Source organism: Methylopila henanensis (assembly GCF_042681025.1).
Lineage (GTDB): Bacteria > Pseudomonadota > Alphaproteobacteria > Rhizobiales > Methylopilaceae > Methylopila > Methylopila henanensis.
Genome location: NZ_JBHUER010000005.1, coordinates 90,746 through 114,425 on the forward strand (window position 1 = coordinate 90,746; position 23,680 = coordinate 114,425).

24 protein-coding genes and 1 tRNA gene are annotated in these 23,680 nt (G+C 71.6%); 12 read left to right on the top strand and 13 right to left on the bottom strand.

The window, feature by feature from the left end; translation table 11 throughout:
• Window positions 1-2: 2 nt before the first annotated feature.
• The 3 genes from ACFSCV_RS08820 to ACFSCV_RS08830 are packed head-to-tail and all read right to left on the bottom strand — an operon-like array spanning window position 3 to window position 3,227.
• The gene (locus ACFSCV_RS08820) at window positions 3-614 is read right to left on the bottom strand and encodes a DUF2585 family protein (protein ID WP_378799011.1); all 612 of its coding nucleotides are present in this window, start codon (window positions 612-614) and stop codon (window positions 3-5) included.
• Window positions 604-1,785 carry an FAD-binding protein gene (locus tag ACFSCV_RS08825; RefSeq protein ID WP_378799013.1) on the bottom strand — a complete coding sequence of 394 codons (1,182 nt, stop codon included), beginning with the start codon at window positions 1,783-1,785 and terminating at the stop codon, window positions 604-606. Before ACFSCV_RS08825 ends, ACFSCV_RS08820 begins: the two co-directional genes overlap by 11 nt.
• A complete protein-coding gene (locus ACFSCV_RS08830; RefSeq protein ID WP_378799015.1) occupies window positions 1,782-3,227 on the bottom strand; it encodes an FAD-linked oxidase C-terminal domain-containing protein in 1,446 nt (481 codons plus the stop codon). The genes ACFSCV_RS08825 and ACFSCV_RS08830 overlap by 4 nt, the downstream gene beginning before the upstream one ends.
• Before the next feature lie 202 nt (window positions 3,228-3,429).
• On the opposite strand from ACFSCV_RS08830, the gene ACFSCV_RS08835 reads away from it, so the two are divergent.
• The 6 genes from ACFSCV_RS08835 to ACFSCV_RS08860 all read left to right on the top strand — a co-directional run bounded on the left by ACFSCV_RS08835 (window position 3,430) and on the right by ACFSCV_RS08860 (window position 10,719).
• A complete protein-coding gene (locus tag ACFSCV_RS08835) occupies window positions 3,430-4,209 on the top strand; it encodes a (Fe-S)-binding protein (RefSeq protein WP_378799017.1) in 780 nt (259 codons plus the stop codon).
• On the top strand, window positions 4,206-5,636 hold the full coding sequence (locus ACFSCV_RS08840) for a LutB/LldF family L-lactate oxidation iron-sulfur protein (protein ID WP_378799019.1): 1,431 nt from the start codon (window positions 4,206-4,208) through the stop codon (window positions 5,634-5,636). The genes ACFSCV_RS08835 and ACFSCV_RS08840 overlap by 4 nt, the downstream gene beginning before the upstream one ends.
• Window positions 5,633-6,550 carry a LutC/YkgG family protein gene (locus ACFSCV_RS08845; protein ID WP_378799021.1) on the top strand — a complete coding sequence of 306 codons (918 nt, stop codon included), beginning with the start codon at window positions 5,633-5,635 and terminating at the stop codon, window positions 6,548-6,550. Before ACFSCV_RS08840 ends, ACFSCV_RS08845 begins: the two co-directional genes overlap by 4 nt.
• Window positions 6,551-6,682: 132 nt before the next feature.
• The gene (locus tag ACFSCV_RS08850) at window positions 6,683-9,418 is read left to right on the top strand and encodes a bifunctional acetate--CoA ligase family protein/GNAT family N-acetyltransferase (RefSeq protein ID WP_378799023.1); all 2,736 of its coding nucleotides are present in this window, start codon (window positions 6,683-6,685) and stop codon (window positions 9,416-9,418) included.
• Between the two features lie 83 nt (window positions 9,419-9,501).
• A tRNA-Arg gene (locus ACFSCV_RS08855) sits at window positions 9,502-9,578 on the top strand.
• 298 nt (window positions 9,579-9,876) lie between these two features.
• Window positions 9,877-10,719, top strand: a complete 843-nt coding sequence (locus ACFSCV_RS08860; RefSeq protein WP_378799025.1) for a class I SAM-dependent methyltransferase — start codon at window positions 9,877-9,879, stop codon at window positions 10,717-10,719.
• Window positions 10,720-10,972: 253 nt separating this feature from the next.
• Here the strand turns inward: ACFSCV_RS08860 and ACFSCV_RS08865 are convergent, their stop codons facing one another.
• The 3 genes from ACFSCV_RS08865 to mdoH form a co-directional block, all read right to left on the bottom strand.
• Window positions 10,973-11,659, bottom strand: a complete 687-nt coding sequence (locus ACFSCV_RS08865; protein WP_378799027.1) for an alpha/beta fold hydrolase domain-containing protein — start codon at window positions 11,657-11,659, stop codon at window positions 10,973-10,975.
• 281 nt (window positions 11,660-11,940) lie between these two features.
• Complete coding sequence (locus ACFSCV_RS08870) at window positions 11,941-12,504, bottom strand: NifU family protein (RefSeq protein WP_378799029.1); 564 nt, start codon at window positions 12,502-12,504, stop codon at window positions 11,941-11,943.
• A 127-nt stretch (window positions 12,505-12,631) separates the two neighbouring features.
• The gene (gene mdoH / locus ACFSCV_RS08875) at window positions 12,632-14,569 is read right to left on the bottom strand and encodes a glucans biosynthesis glucosyltransferase MdoH (RefSeq protein WP_378799031.1); all 1,938 of its coding nucleotides are present in this window, start codon (window positions 14,567-14,569) and stop codon (window positions 12,632-12,634) included.
• A gap of 116 nt (window positions 14,570-14,685) precedes the next feature.
• On the opposite strand from mdoH, the gene ACFSCV_RS08880 reads away from it, so the two are divergent.
• The 4 genes from ACFSCV_RS08880 to ACFSCV_RS08895 are packed head-to-tail and all read left to right on the top strand — an operon-like array spanning window position 14,686 to window position 18,002.
• Window positions 14,686-15,678, top strand: coding sequence for a zinc-dependent alcohol dehydrogenase (locus ACFSCV_RS08880; RefSeq protein WP_378799033.1), 993 nt, complete (start codon window positions 14,686-14,688; stop codon window positions 15,676-15,678).
• Between the two features lie 16 nt (window positions 15,679-15,694).
• Window positions 15,695-16,087 carry a 6-pyruvoyl trahydropterin synthase family protein gene (locus ACFSCV_RS08885; protein ID WP_378799035.1) on the top strand — a complete coding sequence of 131 codons (393 nt, stop codon included), beginning with the start codon at window positions 15,695-15,697 and terminating at the stop codon, window positions 16,085-16,087.
• Entirely contained in the window at window positions 16,084-17,130 is a 1,047-nt protein-coding gene (locus ACFSCV_RS08890; RefSeq protein WP_378799037.1) for a glycosyltransferase family 4 protein, read from the top strand. The genes ACFSCV_RS08885 and ACFSCV_RS08890 overlap by 4 nt, the downstream gene beginning before the upstream one ends.
• Window positions 17,127-18,002, top strand: coding sequence for a class I SAM-dependent methyltransferase (locus ACFSCV_RS08895; protein ID WP_378799039.1), 876 nt, complete (start codon window positions 17,127-17,129; stop codon window positions 18,000-18,002). The genes ACFSCV_RS08890 and ACFSCV_RS08895 overlap by 4 nt, the downstream gene beginning before the upstream one ends.
• On the opposite strand, the gene ACFSCV_RS08900 is transcribed toward ACFSCV_RS08895, so the two are convergent.
• Window positions 17,944-18,507, bottom strand: a complete 564-nt coding sequence (locus tag ACFSCV_RS08900; protein WP_378799041.1) for a cytochrome b — start codon at window positions 18,505-18,507, stop codon at window positions 17,944-17,946. The two genes, ACFSCV_RS08895 and ACFSCV_RS08900, sit on opposite strands and share 59 nt — an antisense overlap.
• Window positions 18,461-19,321 (bottom strand): RibD family protein, encoded by an 861-nt coding sequence (locus tag ACFSCV_RS08905; RefSeq protein ID WP_378799043.1) that lies wholly within the window; start codon window positions 19,319-19,321, stop codon window positions 18,461-18,463. Before ACFSCV_RS08905 ends, ACFSCV_RS08900 begins: the two co-directional genes overlap by 47 nt.
• Before the next feature lie 184 nt (window positions 19,322-19,505).
• Between ACFSCV_RS08905 and ACFSCV_RS08910 the strand changes: the two genes are divergently transcribed.
• Window positions 19,506-20,162, top strand: coding sequence for a carbonic anhydrase (locus tag ACFSCV_RS08910; protein ID WP_378799045.1), 657 nt, complete (start codon window positions 19,506-19,508; stop codon window positions 20,160-20,162).
• Window positions 20,163-20,201: 39 nt separating this feature from the next.
• Entirely contained in the window at window positions 20,202-20,741 is a 540-nt protein-coding gene (gene fae / locus ACFSCV_RS08915; protein WP_378799047.1) for a formaldehyde-activating enzyme, read from the top strand.
• 31 nt (window positions 20,742-20,772) lie between these two features.
• Here the strand turns inward: fae and ACFSCV_RS08920 are convergent, their stop codons facing one another.
• The 5 genes from ACFSCV_RS08920 to ACFSCV_RS08940 are packed head-to-tail and all read right to left on the bottom strand — an operon-like array spanning window position 20,773 to window position 23,625.
• On the bottom strand, window positions 20,773-21,198 hold the full coding sequence (locus tag ACFSCV_RS08920; protein ID WP_378799049.1) for a periplasmic heavy metal sensor: 426 nt from the start codon (window positions 21,196-21,198) through the stop codon (window positions 20,773-20,775).
• 1 nt (window position 21,199) lies between these two features.
• Window positions 21,200-21,625, bottom strand: coding sequence for a hypothetical protein (locus tag ACFSCV_RS08925; RefSeq protein WP_378799051.1), 426 nt, complete (start codon window positions 21,623-21,625; stop codon window positions 21,200-21,202).
• Window positions 21,622-22,233: a sigma-70 family RNA polymerase sigma factor gene (locus tag ACFSCV_RS08930; protein ID WP_378799053.1), complete on the bottom strand. Its 612-nt coding sequence runs from the start codon at window positions 22,231-22,233 to the stop codon at window positions 21,622-21,624. The genes ACFSCV_RS08925 and ACFSCV_RS08930 overlap by 4 nt, the downstream gene beginning before the upstream one ends.
• Window positions 22,234-22,291: 58 nt before the next feature.
• Window positions 22,292-22,867, bottom strand: coding sequence for an EF-hand domain-containing protein (locus tag ACFSCV_RS08935; protein WP_378799055.1), 576 nt, complete (start codon window positions 22,865-22,867; stop codon window positions 22,292-22,294).
• Window positions 22,868-22,920: 53 nt separating this feature from the next.
• Window positions 22,921-23,625 carry a uracil-DNA glycosylase family protein gene (locus tag ACFSCV_RS08940; RefSeq protein ID WP_378799057.1) on the bottom strand — a complete coding sequence of 235 codons (705 nt, stop codon included), beginning with the start codon at window positions 23,623-23,625 and terminating at the stop codon, window positions 22,921-22,923.
• Window positions 23,626-23,680 lie beyond the last annotated feature (55 nt).

The following is a 23,680-nucleotide window of genomic DNA, read 5'->3' on the forward strand; positions in this document are numbered from 1 at the left end:
TCTCAGGCGCCGCGCATCGCCTGCCAGTCCCGGATGACGTCGAGCGGGTGCAGGATCATGATGACGTTCAGGGTGAGGTTGTCGCGGATGACGTAGAGCGCGACGAGCTCCATCACGATCGCCGCGGCGACGATCGTCCAGGTGGGCGACAGGCGCGCCACGGTGAAGCCGAGAATCATGAAGCCGATGTCGGCGACGGAGTTCAACACGCTGTCGCCGGCGAAGGCGTCGGAGACGGTCGCCGCGCGGTAGCGGTCGATGATGATCGGCGAATTCTCCAGCAGCTCCCAGGCGCCTTCGACCGCGATGGCGCCGATCAGCGCGGTCGCGATCGCGAGCGGGCGGCCCCGCAGGCGGCCGATCAGGACCGCCGCGCCATAGAAGATGAAGCCGTGGATGATGTGGCTGAGCGAGTACCAGTCGGCGATGTGCTGCGACGTGCCGCTGTCGTTCGCCGCCCCGTGCCACAGCTTGATCTCGCCGCAGGGGCAGATCAGCGGCCGGCCCATGGCGTAGAGGATCGCGGCGAAGCCGGCGACGAGCGCGAGGCTGAGCGCGGCGCGCCCGGCGCTGATCGCGGGACGCGTGAGCACGATGCCGTTGTCAGCGGACATGCATGCGCCCCGGATTGAGCACGCCGGCCGGATCGAACGCCTGGACGATCTCCGCCGTCAGGCGGGCGAGCGCCGGCGCCTCCGGTTCGAAGACGTCGACCGCGGCGCGGACCGCGTCCGGCGCGCGCACGAGAGTGGCGTGGCCGCGCGCGTCGCGCACGATCGGCCGCAGCATCGCCGCGCCGGCGTCGCCCTCGGCGGAGGTCGCGACCCAGATCAGCCCGCCGCTCCAGTCGTAGAGATGCGCCTCGACGAGGGCGCCGAGCCGCGCGACCAGCCCCGGCGCGCGGGTCGGCGCGGTCGAGATGCGCCACAGCGCGCGGTCGGGAGAGCCGAGGAAGGGCTGCGCGTCGCGCACGTCGCGCCACAGCGCCCGCGAGGCGTCGGCGTCGAGCCGGTCGGCCGCGCCGAAGCCCATGAGGCGGGCGGCGAGCTCGCCGGCGCGGTAGCGCACCTGGCTCTCGAAGTTCTCGAGCCGGAGGCAGGTGCGCGCCGGCTGGCCGCCCTGTCCCGGGATGTGGGCGGCGCCGGTGACCTCGAACGGCGTGCCCATGCCGGCGCAGAGCGCCGCGACGCCATGGACGTCGTCGAGCCCCTCGATCACGAGCGTGGTCTCGGTCTCGGCCGCCGGCAGCGTCTTGAAGGTCGCCTCCGTGATCACGCCGAGCGCGCCGTGCGATCCGCAGGCGAGCTTCACCAGATCATAGCCGGTGACGTTCTTCATCACGCGCCCGCCGGAGCGGATCGTCTCCGCGCGCCCCGTCGTCAGCCGCACGCCGATCAGGGCGTCGCGCACGGCGCCAGCGTAGATGCGCCGCGGCCCCGAGGCGTTGGTCGCGACCAGCCCGCCGATGGTCGGCTCCGCTTCGCCGCCATAGAGCGGGCGGTGGTCGAACGGCTCGAAGGCGAAGCGCTGTCCGACGCGGGCGAGCTCCGCCTCGACCTCGGCGACCGGCGTGCCGGCCCTGGCCGAGACCACCAGCTCCGACGGCTCCAGCAGGGTGACGCCGGTCAGCCGCTCGGTCGAGAGGGTCCTGCCGGCTTGCGCCGGCCGGCCGAGCCCGGCGCGGCTGCCGGCGCCGCGGATGAGGATCGGCGTCCGCGCGTCCGCGGCCTCCCGGATCGTCGCCTCGATCCCGGCCTCGTCGAAGGGAGAGATCGTGTCGGTCACGCCGCGACCTTCGGCAGACGGTCGTCGAGCGGGAACACCTTGGCGGGGTTCAGCAGCCAGTTCGGGTCGAAGGCGGATTTCACCCGCATCTGTTGCTCGAGTTCGATGCGGGTGAACTGGGCGGTCATCAGGTCGCGCTTCTCGATGCCGACGCCGTGCTCGCCGGTCAGGCAGCCGCCGACCTCGACGCAGGCGAGCAGGATGTCCTCGCCGGCTTTCTCCGCCTTCGCGAGCGAGACCGGATCGTTCATGTCGTAGAGCACCAGCGGATGCAGGTTGCCGTCGCCGGCGTGGAAGATGTTGGCGACCTTGAGGCCGGCGTTGTCGCAGATTTCGGTGATGCGCGTCAGCACCTGCGGCAGCGTGCCTGTGGGGATGGTGCCGTCCATGCAGATGTAGTCGGACACCCGGCCCATGGCGCCGAAGGCGGATTTGCGGCCCTTCCAGATGGCGGCGGCCTCGGCCGGCGTCCGCGCCTGGCGGGCGTAGGTCGCGCCATGGTCGCCGGCGATCGCGCCGATGCGGGCGAGTTGCTCGTCGATCTCGTCCGCGGAGCCCTCGACCTCGACGATCAGCATGGCGCCGACGTCGCGCGGATAGCCGGCCTTGGCGAAATCCTCGCAGATGTCGATCGCGAGCTTGTCCATGTACTCGATCGCCACCGGCACGATGCCGGCGCCGAGCACCGCCGCGACGCAGGCGCCGGCGGCCTCGGGGGAGGCGAAGCCGAACAGGATCGGCCGCGCGCCTTCCGCCATGGGCAGGATGCGCAGCGTCGCCTCGGTGACGACGCCGAACTGGCCTTCCGAGCCGCAGATCAGGCCGAGCATGTCGAGGCCCGGAGCGTCGAGCGCGTCGCCGCCGATCTCGATCACCTCGCCCTTGAGCGTGACGAAGGTGACGCCCAGCAGGTTGTTGGTGGTGACGCCGTACTTGAGGCAGTGCGCGCCGCCGGAGTTCATGGCGATGTTGCCGGCGATGGTGCAGGCGAGCTGCGAGGACGGGTCCGGCGCGTAGAAGAAGCCCTCATGCGCGATCGCGGCCGAGACCCCGAGGTTGGTCACGCCGGTCTGCACGCGCACGGTTCGGTTCGCGAGGTCGACGTCGAGCACCTTCGACATCTTGGCGACGCCGAGCACCACGGCGTCCTCCTGCGGCAGGGCGCCGCCGGCGAGCGAGGTGCCGGCCCCGCGGGGAATCACCGGCACGCCCTCAGCTTCGAGGAAGGCGAGCACGGCCGCGGTCTGCTCGGTCGTCGAGGGCAGCACGACGGCGAGCGGCATGCGGCGATAGGCTGTCAGCGCGTCGGTCTCGAACGCGCGCCGCTCCTCCTCGGACGTGATGACGCCCTCGCCCGGGACCAGCGCCTTGAGGCCCGCGATGATCTGGTCGCGCCGCGCCAGAATCGCGGGGTCGGGGGCGGGCAGCGCGATGCCGGTCATGACGGGACGTTCTCCTCGAACCGCGCCGCCGTTGAACGCCGGCGGTTTGCGGGAACCTAACATATCAGCCGCTCTAGGCGACGCCTCGAGGGCTGCGCGCGCGAACGTGCGGCCATGCCTTGCATGGCCGGCGGCGCGGGGCCATGGTCGCCATACAGTTCAAAGCCCTGACATTTGTCCGCGCTTCTGGAGTCGTTATCAAGTGCCGCATCCGGTCGAGCCGAGGCCCCGCGTCGGGCTTTTCGCCACCTGTCTGGTGGATCTGATCCGCCCCTCGGTCGGGTTCGCAGCCGCAAAGCTCATCGAGGACGCAGGCTGCGAGGTCGTGGTTCCGGAGCAGACCTGCTGCGGCCAGCCCGCCTTCAACTCCGGCGACCGGGCGACCTCCCGCGCGCTCGCGCTGCAGATCATGGACGCGTTCCAGGGCGTCGATTACGTGGTCGCGCCGTCGGGCTCCTGCGCCGGCATGTTGAAGCGCCACGTGCCCGAGCTGTTCGAGGGCGAGCCGGAACTCGCCCGCCGGGCCGCGGCCTTCTCGGACCGGGTGTTCGAGCTCGTCTCCTTCCTGGTCGACGTGCGCGGGGTGCGCTCGGTCGCGGCGCGATTCGACGGCGCGGTGACCTACCACGACAGCTGCTCCGGCCTGCGCGAGCTCGGGATCAAGAGCCAGCCGCGCCGCCTGCTCGACAGCGTCGAGGGGCTGACGGTCTCCGAGATGAAGGACCCGGACGTCTGCTGCGGCTTCGGCGGGACCTTCGCGGTCAAGTACGGCGAGATCTCCGACGCCATCGTGGCGAAGAAGGCCGAGAACATCGCGGCGTCCGGCGCGCCGACGCTGCTCGCCGGCGATCTCGGCTGCCTCATGAACATGGCCGGCAAGCTGCAGCGGCTGGGCCGCCCGGTGAAGGTGCGCCACGTCGCCGAAGTGCTGGCCGGCATGGGCGCGGAGCCCGCCATCGGCGAACCGGAGCCGCGCTCGTGACCGTCCATGTCCCCACGTCGCCGGCGTTCAAGGAGAACGCCCACCGCGCGCTTCACGACGAGGCGCTGCAGCGCGCGCTCGGCAATGTGGAGGTCGGCTTCATCGGCAAGCGCAAGAAGGCCTCCGACAAGCTGCCCGAGTTCGAGGCGCTGAGGGATTCCGCGCGCGACATCAAGAACCACACGCTCGCCCATCTCGATCTCTACATCGAGGCCTATGAGGAGAAGGTGCGGGCCTCCGGCGGCCATGTGCACTTCGCCCCGACGTCCGCCGACGCGCGCAAGATCGTCGCCGACATCTGCCAGCGCGTCGGCGCCAGAACCGTCGCCAAGGGCAAGACGATGATCTCCGAGGAGATCGATCTCAACGCCCATCTCGAGGCGATCGGCGTGCAGCCGATCGAGACCGATCTCGGCGAGTACATCATCCAGCTCCGCAACGAGCGGCCGAGCCACATCGTGGCGCCGGTCATCCATCTCAACCGCGACCAGATCGAGGCGAACTTCCGCGCCGCGCACGAAGGACTGCCGGAGGACCGCGACCTCTCGGCGCCCGAAAGCCTGCTGGCCGAGGCGCGCGCCATGCTGCGCGCGAAGTTCCTCGCCGCCGACGTCGGCATCACCGGCGCGAACTTCCTCGTGGCGGAGACCGGCAGCTCGATCATCGTCACCAACGAGGGCAACGGCGATCTCAGCCAGACGCTGCCCAAGGTCCACATCGTGCTGGCCTCGATCGAAAAGCTGGTGCCGACGCTCGACGACGCCGCCCAGATGCTGCGCGTGCTGGCGCGCTCGGCCACGGGGCAGGAGATCACGGTCTATACGACCTTCTCCACCGGCCCGCGCCGGCCGGACGACGTCGACGGGCCGGCCGAATACCATGTCGTTCTGCTCGACAACGGCCGTTCGGCCATGCTCGCCGGCGAGTTCCGCGACATGCTGCGCTGCATCCGCTGCGCGGCCTGCATGAACCACTGCCCGGTCTATCACGCGGTCGGCGGCCACGCTTACGGCTGGGTCTATCCCGGACCGATGGGCTCCGTGCTGTCGCCGTCGCTGATCGGCGTGGAGAAGGCGGGGCATCTGCCCAACGCCTCCACCTTCTGCGGCCGCTGCGAGAGCGTGTGCCCGGTGCGGATTCCGCTGCCGAAGCTGATGCGGCACTGGCGCGAGCGCGAGTTCGAACGGAACCTGTCGCCGGCGCCCGTGCGTTACGGCCTCAAGGCCTGGGGCTTTTTCGCCCGTCGGCCAGGGCTCTACCGGCTCGCGACCCGCGTCGGGATGGCGGGCCTCGCGCTGATAGGGCGGAAGAAGGGACGGTTCCGCTCTCTGCCGCTCGCCGGCGGATGGACCGCCACTCGTGATCTCGCAGCCCCGCAGGGCGGCACGTTCCAGGCGCGCTGGAAGGCGGAAAGGACGAAACGATGACCGTGAGCGCGCGAGACCAGGTGCTCGGCACGATCCGGCGTTCGCTCGGCGTCGCGGGCACGGAACGGCCGCGGCTGAAGGTCGTGGAGGATCGCCTCGGCGGCCATCCCCGCGGCGTGATCCCCGAGCGCGCCGCCGGGAAGACGGCGCTCGACCGGCTGAAGCTGTTCGTCGCCATGGCCGAGGCCTCGGCCGCGACGCTCGTGACCGTCGCGTCGCCCGACGACGTCCCGGCGGCGGTCGCCGGCTTCCTGCGCGCGCATAATCTCGCGCCCGCCGTGCGTCGTGGCTCGGACCCGCGCCTCGCGGGCCTGCCCTGGGCGGCCACCACGCTGGAGGTGAGCGAAGGCCGCTCCTTCGGCGACGACGCTGCGGGAGTGAGCGCGGCCCATGCCGGCGTCGCCGAGACCGGAACGCTCGTCATGCTCGCCGGGCCGGAGAACCCGACTACGCTCAACTTCCTGCCCGACAACCACATCGTCGTGGTCGAGGCGAAGGACGTCGCCGCGACCTACGAGGACATGTGGGAGACGGTGCGCGCCCGCTACGGCGCAGGCGTGATGCCGCGGGTGGTGAACTGGATCACCGGACCGTCCCGCTCGGCCGACATCGAGCAGATCCTGCTGATGGGGGCCCACGGCCCGCGCCGGCTCCACATCGTGCTGATCGACCCGTCGCATGCGGCGGAACGCGCGCCGGAGGCGTCCGAGCCGGCCGGTTCCACGCCCGCCGAGCCGCGCGTCGGCTCGACGCTCGCGGTCGATCCCGGCGGCGACAAGGAGAAGGCTCCGGCCCCGCCGCCGGAGCCGGCCGAACCCACTAAGGGCCCCGATCCGCACGAGGACGAAGAGCTGGACGAGGCGCTCGACGAGAGTTTCCCGGCCAGCGATCCGCCCTCGCAGACGCAGCCTTAAAGCCTTCTCCAGGGACCGCGCCGCCATAGCCGGTCCCCGGGGCTGGCGTGCGGGCCGCGTGACGTTAAGGTGCCGCGGCCGGATGCCGGGCGCCGTGGGCGCTTCTGCGCAAGCGACGGAGCGCCGACGCCCATGTCCACCCGCAATCTCGACGCCGTGTTCGCCCCGCGCTCGGTCGCGCTCGCGGGCGGCAGCCCGCGTGAGGGCAGCGTCGGCCGCGCGGTGCTCCGGAACCTGCGCGAAGGCGGCTATTCCGGACCGATCCGGCTGGTGAACCCGGACCATGCCGAGATCGACGGCGTCAAGGCGGCGGCGAGCTTCGCCGATCTGCCGGAGCCGGCCGATCTCGTGGTGGTGACGGCGCCGCCGGCGGCGGTTCCGGGCATCCTCGACGCCGCGGGCGCGGCCGGCAGCCGGGCTGCGGCGGTCGTGACCAAGGGGCTCGGACGCGGTCCGGGCTCGCTGCGCGACGCCGCCGAGCTCGCCGCGCGGAGCCGGGAAATGCGTCTGATCGGCCCAGGCTGCCTCGGCGTGCTCAGCCCTCATGTCGGGCTGAACGCCAGTTTCGCGCCGCAGGCCAAGGCCGGCGATCTCGCGCTTCTGTCCCAGTCGGGCGGGGTGGCGTCGTCGGTGATCGAATGGGCCAATGTGCGCGGCATCGGCTTTTCCGGCGTCGTCTGCTTCGGCGACATGGCGGACGTCGACGTGGACGATCTGCTCGACCATTTCGCGACCGACCGCCGGACCCGCGCGATCGTGCTCTATCTCCAGCAGATCCGCGACGCGCCGCGGTTCCTGTCGGCGGCGCGCGCCGCCGCCCGCGCGAAGCCCGTCATGGTGATAAAGGGCGGACGCCACGCCGCGGCGGCCAAGGCGGCCGCGACCCACAGCGGCGCGCTCGCCACCTCCGACGCGGCCTACGACGCCGCCTTCCGCCGCGCCGGCCTGCTGCGCGTCGCCGACCTCGCCGACATGTTCGCCGCGCTGGAGACGCTCGCCCATGTGGCGCCGCTGTCGGGCAAGCGCATTGCGATCGTCACCAATGGCGGCGGCCTCGGCGTGCTTGGCGTCGACCGGCTGGTCGATCTCGGCGGCCGTTCGGCGGAGCTGTCGGAGGCGACGGTCGCCGCGCTCGACGAGGCGCTCGCCTGCGACTGGTCGCGCGCCAATCCGATCGATCTCGCAGGCGACGCCACGCCGGAGCGCTACGAGGCGGCGCTCGACGCCGCGCTCGCCGACCGCGGCGTCGACGCCGCGCTCGCGATCCATGCGCCGACCATGCTGTCCCAAGCGGGCCCCTGCGCCCGCGCGGTCGCCGCCAGCGCCGTCCGCGCCCGCGGCAGGGTCTATCCGCCGAAGCCGGTGTTCGCAGCCTTCCTCGGCTCTGAACCCGCGCCCCGCCGCGTGCTCGAGGCGGCGCATGTGCCGTTCTTCCGCACGCCGGAAAGCGCGCTCGCCGGGCTGATGCACCTCGTGCGCCACGTGGAGGCGCAGGAGGCGCTGCTGGAGACGCCGCCGTCGCTGCCGGACGACTTCTCGCCCGATCCTGCGCGGGCGCTCGCCGCGATGCGCGACGCGCTCGACCGGGGGCGCGAGTGGCTGTCGCCGACCGACGCCTCCGAGGTGCTGCGCGCCTACGCGATCCCGGCGCTGCCCCATGCGGTGGTCGACACGCCGGAGGCCGCCGGCGAGGTCGCGCGCGGCTTCCTCGAGCGCGGCGGCGCGGCGGTGCTGAAGATCGTCTCGCCCGATCTGTCCCACAAGTCCGCGGTCGGGGGCGTGCGGCTCGGGCTCGACACCGAAACCGCCGTGGTGGAGGCGGCGGTCGCCATGCTGGGCCGCGTGGCGGAGCGCGCGCCCCGCGCACGGATCGAGGGTCTTCTGGTGCAGCCGCATCTGCGGCCGAACGAGGGGATCGAGCTGTTCGCGGGCCTCTACGACGACCCGACCTTCGGTCCGGTCGTCGCCTTCGGCGCGGGCGGCGGAGCGGTTGAGATCATCCGCGACGTCGCGCTCGCCCTGCCGCCGCTCGACCTGCGTCTGGCCCGCGACCTGATCGACCGGACGCGCATCGGCGCGGTGCTGGCCGGGCCGGAGGGCGCGGCCCCCGCGGTCGATCTCGACGCGGTCGCGCTCACGCTCGTCAAGCTCGCGCAGCTCGCGGCCGACACGCCGGAGATCGGCGAGCTCGACATCAATCCGCTCATGGCGACCGCCCAGGGCGTCGTGGCGCTCGACGCGCGGGTGCGGGTGCGGCTCGCGCCGCGCAACGCGAAGGCGGGGCCGGCCAATCCGCGCCTCGCCATCCGGCCCTATCCGAAAGAGTTCGAGAGCCTGCTGACGCTCAGCGACGGCTCGCAGGCGCATCTGCGGCCGGTGCGTCCGGAAGACGAGCCCTCCGTCGCCGCCTTCTTCCGCGCGGTCGCCCCGGACGATCTCCGGCAGCGGTTCTTCACGCCGGTGAAGGAGGTGCCGCGCGCCTTCATCGCCCGCATGACCCAGATCGACTACGCCCGCAACATGGTGCTGCTGGCGACGGACGACCGTAAGCGCATCCTCGGCCTTGTGCAGCTCCACGCCGACGCCGACGGCGTCGAGGGCGAATACGCCATCCTGCTGCGGTCCGATCTGAAGGGCCGGGGGCTCGGCTGGCGGCTGATGGCCGCGATGATCGAGCGCGCCAAGCAGGAGGGTCTGCGCACCATCTCGGGCCAGGTGCTGGCCGAGAATTCGGCCATGCTCGCCATCTGCCGCGACCTCGGCTTCACCGTCCGCATCGATCCTGACGACGCCGGCGTCCGGATCGTGACGCTCAGGCTCGAGAGCGTATCGGTGAGCGGAGGTCGGGTGGTCGTCGCGGCTGGCTGACGCGCGCTCGGGCCGCACCAGCGGGCGTTGCGCGCCCGTTGGAGACTGGACGCCGGCCGTGCTAGCGTCCGCGGCGTGGCGTTGGTCCCGTAGCTCAGCAGGACAGAGCAGCGGTTTCCTAAACCGAAGGTCGGAAGTTCGAGTCTTCCCGGGATCGCCAGTCCACGCACGCGGTCGCGAATGGGCCGCTCGACTGTTCCCGCGGCGTTTGGAGCGCGGCGAAATCCCCCAGCGCGCACATCGGCCGGACCTCGATTCCGCTGGGGTCGTCCAATCGGATAGGACGCCGCCGCGCCCGATCGGCGGCATAGTCCATCTATCTGAGCCGCCAGATCCGGTCGCCGGCGAGCTGCTCACTGATCGCCGGATCACGCGGATGGTCGTCTTAAGGCACCGCTTTCCGATGTGGGGCGATCAGCATACACTCCGCCTGGAAGCGCTAAAAGAAGGGCTCGGTAATGACCAAAGAGGCGGCGGCGACGGGGTTCCGGGACACGTTGCGGGGACTCGTCAACAGGGTCGCCAACGAGCCCGAGCACGACGACGACGCGCATGGCGAGGAGCGTGAGGCGACCGCCTCTGATCTCAGCGCGAAACGCGCCGAGCTGAGCAAGCATGTGGTGGGGGAGCCGGCGGAGCGGTTCGCCTACCGGACGACGATCGACCGCGGCGCCACGCTCTGGAAGCTCGTAGCCAAGGACGACGCCACCAAGAACCAGCGGCAGAAGCGGAACTTCTTCGATCTGGGCGGCCGCGACGGCCAGCTCAAGATTCTGCTCGGCAGCGTGCAGGGCGAGTACGACCGTGTGCGGCACGCCAAGGCGAAGGAGCAGTTCGCGAGCCGCTTCAACTATTTCGGCTGCGACATCAAGCCGACCGGGCCGAACGTGGTCGCGGGCGATCTCTGCGCCGAAGACTATGTCGACAACAACCGGCAGTTCGAGAGCTTCTTCGACGTCGTCTATTCAAACAACACGTTCGAGCATCTCTACCGGCCGTGGATCACGGTCAAGCACATCGCCCGCATGCTGAAGCCGGACGGGCTCGTCGTCCTCGTCGCGCCGTTCGCCCAGCGCTACCACAAGTCTCCGGACGACTTCTTCCGGTACTCCCACACCAGCTTCGCTAAGATGTTCTCGACCGAGACGGACATGAAGTTCGAGACCGTCATCACCGGCTACGACACTTTCCAGCGCCGCATGAACGTGTTCGGCCGGCGGTTCGACGCGCTGGTCGAGGACGACTTCGGCGGCTGGCGCGAGACCTGGTACGCCTGCACGGTTCTGAAGCGTACGGGGTGAGCCGGACGCGGCGTCGCGCTGCTCCGGCCAACGGCCTTTCCGGGGCTCCGTGCGGCGCGCGTGACGATTGGGCCATCGGGCGACGGGCGTCGCTCCCTGAGGGACCTAAGGCGGGCGGCTCGTTCGCCCGTCCCGGCAGATTGTTCCGAAGCGCCGTCCGCCGGCCCGTGGCGCGAACGCGAAGACGCCCTCCGAAGTCCGGAAGGCCCTTTTTCAGCCCGCTCGAACGAAAGCGGCTGCCCGCAAACGCCTCTTACGCGGCTTCGACGTTCGCGAGGTTCTGGTCGAGATAGCCGGAGATGGTCTCGACCAGCGCGCCCTTGTCCTTCCAGACGCGGGTTACGTCGTGGCCCGCGCCCTTGACGATGTCGATGTGGACGCCGCGGGCGCCGGCGAGGTTGCCCGCCTGAACGAGGTCCGCGACGCAGTCGCGGCCCACGACGATCTGAGACTTCACGGCGCCGCCGCGGAGAACGTTGCGCAGGTCGGCGTGCTGGGGCCGGAAGGCCGACAGTTCGGGACGCCAGCGGTCGTCGTCCAGCCGGGTCCTCGCCTCGACCGAGATGATCGTCTGAGGCACGATCGACAGCACGTACTGGGCCTTGAGGCGTTCGCCGAAATAGAGCGCCGCGTAGCCGCCCATCGAATTGCCGAGCGTGACGAGCGGCAGGCCGTTCTTCCCGAACCGCTCATGGATGACCCGGCCGATCTTGGCCGAGGTGTCGTCCATCGAGTCCGAGAAGCCCTTGAGGCCGAAATTGTACCAGCGCCGCGTCTCGTCCTTGATGAACAGCACATTGTAGGACAGTTCGCGCAGGGTGTGGACGAACTCGAACGCCGGAATGCTGTAGCCGCCCTGGCTGCGAAGCCCGCCGAAAACCACGACGTTCGCCTTGGGCGAAGGAGAGGGCAGAATCTGCGCTGAATCGTTCAGCGTCACGATATCGGGCGTATCCAGCATTCTGTTCCTTCAATCAGGGCCGTCGGCGGTCCGCGAGGGACCGGGCCGGCTCCCGTCCGGCGGCGCGCAAGCCTTTCCCCGGCCAATCGCGCGTCCTGCGTCGCGCGTCAAGCTTTTGAACCATGCGAGACAGGGTTACGGACGATCGACGGTCCCTGGATCATTGACGCCGCCGAGAATAAGTCAGCGCCGTGCGCGGCATCAAGCGATTCCGCCGGTTGGACGGCGGGTGCGGCGCCATGGAGACATGCCCGGCGGCGTCACGCCATCGGGCGCACCTCTTCGACCTCGGGCACGAAATGACGCAGCAGGTTCTCGATGCCCTGCTTCAGCGTCGCGGTGGAGGAGGGGCAGCCGGCGCAGGAGCCCTTCATGTCCAGATAGACCACGCCCTCGCGGAAACCGCGGAAGGTGATGTCGCCGCCGTCCATGGCGACCGCCGGGCGGACGCGCGTGTCGATCAGCTCCTTGATGGTCTCCACCGTCTCGGAATCCGCCTCGTCGAAGAACTCGCCGTCGCCGGGCGCGTCAGTCGCGGCGCCGTCGGCCAGAAGCGGCGCGCCGGCGAGATAGTGCTCCATGATCGCGCCGAGGATCGCGGGCTTGAGGTGCTGCCACTCGCCGCCGGTCTTTGTCACCGTGATGAAGTCGGAGCCGTAGAACACGCCGGCGACGCCGTCGATCGCGAACAGCTTTTCGGCGAGCGGCGAGCGGGAGGCCTCGCCCGCGTGCCGGATCTCGAGCGCGCCGCCGGGGAGCACGTCCCGGCCGGGCAGGAACTTGAGCGTCGCGGGGTTCGGCGTCGCTTCGGTCTGGATGAACATCTGGGTCAGCCTCCGGGTTCAAGGCGCGGAGCCATGGGGGCGGGGGCGGCCTGAAGCCGGCCCCGCGTCTTGTGAACCCCTGAGATGGTGGTTTTCGCCGGCGCGGTCAATCGCGCTGGCGACCGCCTCAGCGGGCGGGTTCTTCGACCATGGCCCTGAGCCGTCCGCCCGTCTCGCCGCCGTCCAGCCGGAACGGGGCCAGCGGCGCGCCATAGCGAACCGTGGCCGGCACGCTGTCGCTGACCGCGCGCACCTCCGCCGGCGGCGCCATCTCCTCCGGCGTCGCGCCGAGGCGCGAGCGGGCGGCGAGCGCGCCGAGCGCGTCGGTCGAGGTGATCACCGTGAACGGAACGGCGAGCAGGAAACTCGCGAGCACCGGCGAGGCCCACAGCAGCACCTGCGGCGCCGCGTAGGCGAGCGTCACGGTGAGCGCCACGCCGAACAGCGTCGCCGGCCAGAGCTTCGACGCCGCCTCGAGCCAGCCGACGCGGTGGCCGTCGCGATCCTGCGCCTCCCATCCGACCGAGGCGCCGAAGCCCAACAGGAAGATGAGGAAGACGGTCACCGAGAAGCTCACGACCGGCGCCAGCAGGAAGCCGAAGAACAGCTCCGCCGCGGTGCCGGCCACGAACGGGCCCGTCCCGCCGTAGCGCGCGGATTCGCGGTCGCTCATGACCACGTCGAGATAGCCCATCAACTTCGGCGTGAAGGTCAGGAACAGCATGGTCAGGAACAGGCCGATGCTGAGGCCGACCGGGAACGAGCCGGGCGGGTCGAGATCGCCGATCACCGAGGGCGGCCCGAACGCCTGGGCCGCGCCCGCGATCATGAAGCCGATCCAGGCGGGCGCGCTCACATACATCAGGATGGCGAGCAGGAGCTGCACCCGGCTGATCAGCCGGAGGCCCGGCATGCCGAGCAGCTTCACATACTGCATGTTGCCCTGGCACCAGCGGAGGTTGCGGCGCAGGAAATCGGGCAGAGAGGTCGGGTTGTCCTCCCAGGAGCCGGACTCCTCCGGCAGCACGCAGACTTCGTAGCCCGCGCGGCGGATGAGCACGGCCTCGACCTGATCGTGGCTGAGGATGACGCCGCCGAGCGGCGGCGCGCCGGGCAGCTCGGGCAGCTCCGCGTGGTCGCGGAACGGCGCTACGCGGATCGCGGCGTTGTGGCCCCAGTACGGCCCGCAGTCGGCGCTCCACCACGCCGCGCCCATGGTGTAGGAGCGCATGCTGGCGCGCATGCCGAACTGGAACATGCGGGCGAAGGCGGTCCGCGCCGGCAGGCCGACCACGAGGCTCTGCAGGATGCCGAGCTTCGGGTTCGCCTGCATCACGCGCACGAGCCTCAGAATGGTCGGGCCCGACATCACGCTGTCGGCGTCGAGCGTGATCATCACCTCGTAGTCGTCGCCGCGCTCCAGCAGGAACTCGCGGATGTTGCCGGCCTTGAAGCCGGTGTTGACGGGGCGGCGGCGGTAGAACACCCGCTCCTGTCGCACGAGCCCGGCGCGCCAGCCCTCGATCGCCTCGCGTTCGTCGGCTGCGAAGTCCTCGCGGGTGGTGTCGCTCAGCACATGGACGTCGAAGGCGTCGCCGAAGCCGGTGGCGTCAAGGCTTCGCAGGATGGCGTCGAGCCGGCGCACGACCCGCTGCGAGTCCTCGTGCCGGATGCACATGACGATCGCGGCGCGGGACGTGATCGGCTCGTCGTCGCTGACCCTAGCAGCGCAGGGAATGACCACGTCGAGCGGATCGCGGGCGAAACGGAGCAGCGCCAGGCCGATGACGCCGTTCCAGAACCCGATGACGATCCAGGGCAGCGACGCTACGAAGCAGACGAACATCGCCATTTCCGGGATCGACCAGCCGTCGACGTTCATCACCGTCCAGAACGCGGCGGTCAGCGCGGCCGAGGTGCCGAGCACGAGCGTCGCCATGGTCAGGCGGCGGAAGAACAGGCCAAGGGTCGATTGCGTTCCGGTCGGCGTCACGCCGCTGAACGTTCTCCGGAAAAGCGAGGCGCGGGCGGGTGCGACCGGAGAGCTGTCGATCGTGGAACTCATGTCACGCTTTCGTTGGGCCGGGGCGGCCAGGCTGCCGAGACGCGCCGCCGCCCTATACCATGCGGCGTGGCGCCCATTCCGTGCCCCAATGGACTAACCAACGAGCAATTAGGCCGATGCACCGCCCCGGCAACTCCCCCGACGCAGGCCGGCGCGCGCTGTGGCGCCCCGGCGATGGGACGGTCGAGATCCGCACGCAGCCGTTCGCGCTCGCGCCCGGCGAGGTCGAGGTCCGCACCGCCTTCTCCGCCGTCAGCCGCGGCACCGAACGCTTGGTGCTCGAAGGCCGCGTGCCGCCGGAGGAGCGCGAGCGCATGCGCGCCCCGCGTCAGGAGGGGGAGTTTCCGGGGCCGGTGAAGTACGGCTACTGCGCGGTCGGCGAGATCGTCGGCGGCCCGCCGGAGCTCGCCGGGCGTATGGCGTTCTGCCTGCATCCGCACGAGGACCGCTTCGGCGCAGCCCCCGCCGCGCTGGCGCCGCTGCCGGAGGGCCTGCCGCCGAAACGCGCGACGCTCGCCGCCAACATGGAGACCGCGCTCAACGCGCTGTGGGATTCCGGAGCCGGCCCCTGCGACCGCGTCGTGGTGGTGGGCGGCGGCGTGGTCGGCCTGCTGGCGGCCTCGCTCGCCGCGCGGCTGCCGGGCGCCGAGGTCACCGTCCTCGACGTAGCCGACCGCAGGTCGATCGCCGAGGCGCTCGGGGCGGGTTTCGCGTTTCCCGCCGACGCTCCGCGCGACGCCGACGTCGTGATCCACGCCAGCGCCACCGCCGCCGGGCTCGCGACGGCGCTCGCCGCGGCTGGCGACGAGGCGGTGGTGGTCGAGGCGAGCTGGTATGGCGCAGGCGACGTCGCCGTGCCGCTCGGCGGCGCGTTCCATTCCCGCCGGCTGAAGCTGGTGTCGTCGCAGGTCGGCATGGTGGCGCCGTCGCGGCGGCCGCGGTGGCCGCATGCGCGGCGGTTGGACGCGGCCTTGCATCTGTTACGCCAGGCGCGCGCGTATGACCTGCTGCTCGATCGCGAGATCGCCTTCGACGACGCCCCGGCCAAGCTGCCGGGGCTTCTGTCTTCGGGAGCGGACGCGCTCGGGATCGTGATCGTCTATCCCTGACCGGAGCCGCGCCTGCATGTACGCCGTCGAAGTCCGCGACCACATCATGATCGCCCACAGTCTCAAGGGCGAAACCTTCGGCCCGGCCCAGGCGCTGCACGGCGCCACCTTCGTCGTCGACGTCGCGTTCTTCCGGAGCGACCTCGACGAGGACGACGTCGTCGTGGACATCGGCCGCGCGACCGACGCGCTCAAGGCCGCGCTGAAGCCGCTGAACTACGCCAATCTGGACGAGGTCCTGCCCGGCGCGCGCACGACGACGGAGTTCCTGTGCCGTCACATCTTCGACGCCATGGCGGCCGCGCGGCGCGACGGCGCGCTCGGCGTCGGGGCGATCGGGATCGAGCGCATCCGCGTGACGTTGCACGAGAGCCACGTGGCCCGCGCCTGGTTCGAGGCCGCGGTGTGACGGACGTCGTCATCGCCGTCCCGGGCGACCTGTCGTCGCGCACCGGAGGCTATCTCTACGACGCCCGCGTGCTGGCGGAGCTCGCGGCGCGCCGGCGCACCGCGACGGCGCTGTCGCTGCCGGCGCGGCTGCCCCATCCCACGGGCGACGATGTGGCGGAGGCGCTGCGGCGGCTCGCCGCCGTGCCCCGCGGCGCCGCGCTGTTCGTCGACGGGCTCGCCTATGGCGTGCTGCCGCCGGACGGGCTCCGCGCGCTCGGCCGTCCGCTCGGCGCGCTGGTGCATCATCCGCTGGCGCTCGAGACCGGGCTGTCGCCGGAACTCGCCGCCAGGCTCGAAGCCTCGGAACGCGCCGCGCTCGACGTCGCGGAAGTCGTCGTCGCGACCAGTCTGACGACCGCCGGCATCCTGCGGGAACGGTTCGGCGTGCCGGCGGACAAGCTGCATGTGGCGGAGCCCGGCGTCGAGCCCGCGCCACGGGCCACGGGCGGCGCGGACGGCGTCTGCGTCATTCTGACGGTCGCGACCGTCACGCCGCGCAAGAACCACGCGATGCTCGCCGCGGCGCTTGGGCGCCTGAAGGATCTCTCCTGGCGCTGGCGCATCGCGGGCAGCCTGTCCCGCGATCCGGCGCTCGTCGACGCGCTCGTCCGGCAGATCGAGGCGGTGGGGATCGCCGAGCGGACCGACCTTCTGGGCGAGATCGGCCCGGCCGCGCTCGCCGCGGAATACGATCGCGCGGACCTGTTCGCGCTGCCGTCGCGTTTCGAGGGCTATGGCATGGCCTATGTGGAGGCGCTGGCGCGCGGGCTTCCGGTGATCTCCGGCGTTGGCGGGGCGTCCGCCGCCACCGTGCCGCGGTCGGCCGGCGCGGTCGTCGACGCGGACGACTCCGAAGCGATCGAGGCCGCGCTCCGGCGCCTGATCGGCGATCCCGCCGCGCGCCGCGCCGCCTCCGACGCGGCCTGGGACCACGCCCGCACGCTGGCGCGCTGGACCGCGACCGCGGACGTGTTCGAGGCTGCGGCGGCTCGGCTCGCATGAGCGGCTTCGACGCGGGCTGGCTCGACCTGCGCGAGCCGGCCGACCACGCCGCCCGGTCGCAGGGCGTGCTCGACGCGGTCGCGGCGGCCTTCGAGGGGCGGGTCGGGCTCGCGGTGGCGGACCTCGGCGCGGGATCGGGATCGACGCTTCGCGCGCTCGCGCCGCGGCTCGGGCCGGCGCAGAGCTGGACGCTGTTCGATCACGATCCGGAACTGCTGCGGCACGCCCGCGTTCGCCTCGCGGCCTGGGCCGACCTCGCGGAGAATCGCGACGACTCGCTCGTGCTGTTGCGGGACGGCCGGCGGATCGAGGTCCGCTTCGCGCTCGCCGACCTCGCCGCCGAACCGTTGCCGGAGGATGGCGCTTTCGACCTCGTCGCCTGTTCGGCGCTGCTCGATCTGGTCGGGGAGGTCTGGATGACACGCCTCCTCAAGCGCCTCGTGGCGGCGGAGACGCCGTTCTACGCGGCGCTGACCTATGACGGCGCCAAGTCGTTCGCGCCGCCCCATCCCGACGACGCCGCGGCCCTCGGCGCGTTCAACCGCCACCAGCGGACCGACAAGGGCTTCGGCCCGGCGCTCGGCGGGGAGGCGGCGGGGCGTTTCCGGGCGCTCGCCGCCGCGGCCGGCTTCCGCGAGACGGCCGGCGACAGCCCGTGGCGCCTCGGCGAGGACGACGCGCCCCTGATCCACGCGCTCGCCGACGGCGTCGCGCAGGCGGCGGAGGCGATGTCGGGCGCCTCCTTCGCGGCGTGGCGCGCCTTCCGCGCGGGGGCGGCCGGCGCGGCCGCCGTCGGCCACGTCGACCTGTTCGTCACCCCTCCCGGATGGCCGGGGCCGTCGTCATCCGCGCCAGCACGGCGTCCTTCCTGACGAAGCGATGGAACAGCGCCGCCGCGACGTGCAGCGCGATCAGGCCGGCGCCGGTGAAGCCCAGCGCGGCGTGCCATCCGAGCACCGCCTTGGACAGTTCCTTGTCCTCGCCCACAATGCGCGGCATCTCGAACAGCCCGAAGACCGGGACCGGCGCGCCGAAGGCGTTCGACCCGATCCATCCGAGCAGCGGCATCGCCAGCAGGATGAGGTAGAGCGCCCAGTGCGTCGCGTGCGACAGGCCGATCTGCCAGCGCTCCAGCGTCGGCTCGGGCGGAGGCGGCGGGACCGCGAGCCGCCAGGCGAGCCGCGCGACCATGAGCGCCAGGATCAGGACTCCGGTCGACTTGTGCAGGTCGTAGAACCAGTCCTTCGTCGGGCCGTCCGCCATGAGGTCGAGCGAAACGCCGCCGGCGATCTGCAAGACGACGACCGGCGCGACGATCCAGTGCAGAATTTTAGCCGTCGACGTGTAGCCGCCTTCGGCCGGCGTCGTCGCGCTCATGGCGGTCTCCCTGTGCGATGTCGGAGGCGTGCGGCGTCGAGGCGCGCATGTCGCAGTCGAACAGAACGTCGGTCCCGAGCGGGTGGGCGGTCGCTGCCGGCCGGCGCGCGCGGTCGAGCTCGTCGATCGGGGGCAGAGCGAGGCCGGGCCGGCCGGAGCCGACGAGCAGCGGCGCGACCATCACATGCAGCCGGTCGATGCGTCCCGCGGCCACGAAGGCCGAGACCGTGTCGGCTCCGCCCTCGACCAGCACGCGGCGCAGGCCCCGCCGCGCCAGCGCGGCCACCACGTCGGCCGGAGCGATGCGCCCGTCGCGCGACGGCAGGTGGACGGTCTCGACGCCCGCCACGCCGCAATGGGCCGCGCCTTCGCCGCGGATGACGATGCGGCGCTGGCCGTCGTCGTCGAGCACGCGGGCGTTGTTCGGGATGCGGCCCTTCGGATCGATCACGACGCGCGCCGGGGCGGAGCCGGCGACGCGCCGCACGGTGAGCTGGCAATCGTCGGCGCAGACCGTGCCGACGCCGACCACGACCGCGTCGACGAGCGCGCGCAGCCGGTGGAGGTGGTCGAGCGCGACGTCGCCGTTGATGTAGCGCGAGGCCCCCGTGACGGTGGCGACCCTTCCGTCGAGCGACTGGCCGATCTGCCCGATCACGATCGGGCCGGGCGAGGCGACGGGCTTCAGCATCCGGCAGAGCGGGTGGAGCCTAAGCCGTTCGGGCAGCGCCGCGCCGTGCCGCGCCGCCTTGATCGCGATCCACGCGACCTCGAACGCGTCGTCGTCGGTGTCGTCCGCGGCCGTCATGCACATCGCTTGTCGCTCCGAGGGACGCCGTCCATATCCGTAACGGTTCCAGATAGGCTCCGGACCGCCTGCGGCCAGAAGGCGCTGGCGGGGATTGCGACGGACTGCGCGGTTGACGCTGACGCGGCAGCCGTGGTCCGTGCGCACATCGCCGTCTTGACCGTTACGCTGCTTGAGAAGGGGTGGTTTCATGACCGACGCGCAGCCCGCCTTCACGAAGGAGGCATCGACCTCGCTCGACGCGCTGTTCGACGGCTACCGTCGCTTCCGCGCGGAAGCCTGGCCCGAACTGCGGAAACGGTACGAAAGCCTCGCCGACGGGCAGGCGCCGAAGATTTTGGTGATCGGCTGCTCCGACAGCCGGGTGGACCCACAGCAGATTCTCGGCGCTGCGCCCGGCGAATTGTTCGTGCTCCGCAACGTCGCTGGCCTAGTGCCGCCTTACGCGCCGGACCAGGCGCACCATGGCGCGAGCGCCGCGGTCGAATACGCGGTGCGGGTGCTGAAGGTCGAGCGCATCGTCGTGCTGGCGCATGCGGGCTGCGGCGGCGTGAACGCGCTGCTCAATGGCGCGCCGCCAGAGGCGTCCGACTTTGTCGTGAGCTGGATGGGGATCGCAGCCCGCGCCAGGGGCGCCGTCGACCCCGCGCTCGAAGGCGACGCGCGCCAGCAGGCCGGCGAAGAGGCCTGCGTCGGGGTCACGCTCGGCAACCTCATGACCTTCCCCTGGCTGCGCGAGCGGGTCGAGGCGGGTGACCTCGCCCTCACAGGCATGCATTTCGGCGTCGCCACCGGCCGCCTCCGCTGCTGCGACGGCGCAGGCGTGTGGGCGGCGGTCCCGGCCTGACGGCCGGCGGCCGTTTCGGTTTTCTCAGGAGCACTGACAATGACGAACATCGTTTTCCGCACCGGCGAGGCCACGGTGCTCGCGGCCGAGGGCCAGGCCACCGACGCGATGCCTGAGATCGTGATCGGCCGGGTCGACGGCCCGGTGGGCCACGCCTTCGCCGGCATGCTGGGCCAGACGGTCGGCCACACCCGCATGTTCGTGGTGCGCGACCTGAACCAACAGGTGAAGCCGGCCACGATGATGACCACCAAGGCCACCATCCACACCGCCGAATATGTCGATCTGCTCGGCGGCGTCGTTCAGGCGGCGACCGGCGACGCGATCCTCGACAGCGTCATCGAGGGCGTGATCCCGAAGGACATCGTCGACGATATCTGCATGATCGTCACGATCTGGCTCGACCCGCGCTGCGCCGAGGACCCGAACCTCGACAAGAAGGATCTGTACCGGACCAACTACGAGGCGACGAAGCTCGCCATCAAGCGCGCGATCAACGGCGAGCCGACGATCGACGAGCTGATCGCGAACCGCAAGACGGTGAAGCACTACGCGCTCGAGGACGTCATCGAGTACTGACGCGCCCGGTAAGGACTGGGCGGATATCCGCTCAGTCCTTCTCGCCGCGCGCGACCTTCGCGCGATCGGCCGGCAGCGTCGAAGGCAGAGCCTCGGCGATCGCCTCGTGGATCACCTGCTGGAAGCTCGCGCCCTTCGCGCGGGCGTTCTCGAACGCGGCGCGCACGGCGTCCGCGTCGACCGGATCGGCGCCGATCGTCTCCCGCGTGACCCTTCGCGCCGCCTGCATCTGCGAAAGCGCCTGCGACAGCTCCGTCCGCCGCGCCTCGAGCCGCGCCCGGACCGCGTCGCCGACGGAGTCCGGATAGCGCTGCGACACGAAGCCGATCACGTCGTCCACGTTCCGGCGCGGCGGCGGCTTGCCCGGCCCGGAGGTCATGACGAAGCCGGCCGCCGCGATGTTGAGCGCGACCGACAGGGCGAGCGCGCCGAAGAGCCAGACGGGCCTGCGCGCCATCTCAGAGATCCCCGTCGTTCAGCGACACTTCGATCGCCGCGCCGAGGTCGAGGCTCGTCGCGCCGGTCGCGCGCGCATCGACCATGGCGCCGAGCGCGAGCCCGACGCTGAGCGCGGCGGCGCAGAAGCTGGCGCTCGCGAAACCGAACCGGCCGGGCGACGCCGTGAGCCAGAGCCATCGGTCGCTGCGGCGCGCCGACACCTCGCCGACCACGCGGAACGCGAAGCCGTTCGGCGTGGTCGCGGCGGCAGCCTTCGCCACCAGCGCGTCGAGCCGGACCGCCTCCGCATGCCGCTTCCGGGCTTCCGCGGAGCGGGCGAGCAGCGCGCGCGCCGCGGCGGCTTCCGCTTGAGGCCAGCGGTCGAGGTCCGCGCCGAGGGCGTCGAGCCGCCGGTCGAACAGTGGCAGGGAGAGTTGGTCGGTCATGGTCTCGTCTCCTCGCGCGCCGCTTGAAGGGCGCGCAGGGTCCGCCGGGCGCGGACAAGCATGGATTCCACAGCCTTTTCGGTCGCCTCCAGCGCTTCGGCGATCTCCGCGTTGGAGCGCTCGCCGTCCGCGGCGAGCAGCAGCGCCGCGCGCTGGCGGGCGGGCAGCGTCAGGATGTCCGCCCGCACCTGGTCGACCTCGTCGCGGTCGGACAGGCTGCGCTCGGGCCCGACCTCGTCCGACGGCGGATCGAACGCGTCGGCGAAGGGGAGGAAGCGGCGGAGACGCCGCCGGCGGTCGTGATCGACGCACAGGTTCACCACCACGCGGTGCAGCCAGGTGGAGAACCGGGCGCCGCCGGGACGCCAGCGGTCCGCCGATCTCCAGACGCGCCAGAACGCCTCCTGGACCAGATCCTCCGCCTCGCTGGCGGAGCCGGTGAAGCGGTGCGCGACAGCCTGCGCCTTCGGGCCGTGGCGCGCCACGAGCCGCGCGAAGGCGCGCTGGTCGCCGCCGCCGACGAGCGCGAGCAGCGCGTCGTCGTCCGGCTCGTCCGCCGCGGCGGAGCGTTCAGCCGCGCGCATCGCGCCGGTTCGCGCGTCGCGCATGTCCGTCATCCGGGCCAGCGCCGTCATCGGCCGTCACTCCGCATCCCCGCGGATCATCTCAGTCGGCGTCCTCGTCCGTGTCCCCCGCGTCGCCGACGCCGGCGCGATCCGAAGCCTTCTTCGGCGCGGCGCCGTCGCGACTGGCGGCGCGGCTCTTCATCTTCTCCAGCAGAGCGTCGAACTCGGCCTTCGTCACCTTGCCGTCGCCGTCCTTATCGGCGCGGCGGAACCACGGCAGGCCCTGCGCCAGGAACTCGTCGCGGGTGATCTTGCCGTCGCCGTCCTTGTCGGCGCGGTCGAAGCGGTCCTTGCGAGCGCGCGGCCGGTCGTCGTCGCCGCGCTTGGCGAGGCGCTTCTCGGCCACCGCCCGCAGCCCTTTGATCTCCTCGGCGGACAGGACGCCGTCGCCGTCCTTGTCCATGCGCGCGAACGCCTTGGTCAGGGGCGCCTGCGCCTCCTCCTGCGTGAGCACGCCGTCCTTGTCGACGTCGAGGCGCTCGAAGCGCTTCTCCATGCCCTTCGTCCGCTTCTCGATTCGCTCCGACCGGGTCATGGAATCGGCCGGCTGGGCGGAGGCTGCGAGCGGGGTGAGCGCCAGTGCGGCGGCGAGGCCGGCGGCTGCGATACGGTCCATGGCTGTAAGCTCCTTGGTCGTTGCGCGGAAACTGCGCGCCCCTCTCGCAGGTTCTAACGCGGGCCGCGGCGTTTCCCTGCGCCGGTTTCGCTTTTTGGCGCTAGCGACAGCGCGTCGCGCACCATCTCGCGCAGCGCCGGCGCCAGCTCCTCGTCGAACCACGGATTACGCGTGAGCCAGGCGTTATTGCGCCACGACGGATGCGGAAGCGGCACGACGCGCGGAAGCCCCGGCCGGTCCACGATCCGGCGCCAGTCGGCGACCGCCGCCGTCAGCGACGGTCCGGCGTCAGCCCCGAGATGCCAGAGCTGCGCCGGACGTCCGACCGCGAGCACCAGCTCGATCGACGGCAGCAGTCCGAACAGCTCGGCCCGCCAGGCCGGGGCGCATTCCCGCCGCGGCGGCCGGTCGCCGCCCTTGGCGTCGAGGCCGGGGAAGCAGAAGCCCATCGGGACGACCGCGACGCGCGCCTCGTCGTAGAACTCGTCGTCGCTGACGCCCATCCAGCGCCGCAGCCGCACGCCGGACGGGTCGGTGAACGGCACGCCCGAGGCGTGGACGCGCGTGCCCGGCGCCTGGCCGCAGACCGCGATCCGCGCGGTCGCCCGCGCCCGCACGACAGGGCGGGGAGGGTGCGGCAAAGGCGCGCCGCGCGGCGCGTCACGGCAGATGCGGCAGGCGCGGATTTCCGAGAGCAGCGTCGCGAGTTCGGCGTCCTCGGCCTCCGACGTCTGGGAATTGAACGGTTGCGTCAGCACCGTCTTAAGCCTTTCGCTTGCAAGGTCGCGCTTCGACGTGAAGCAGGGCGGTGAA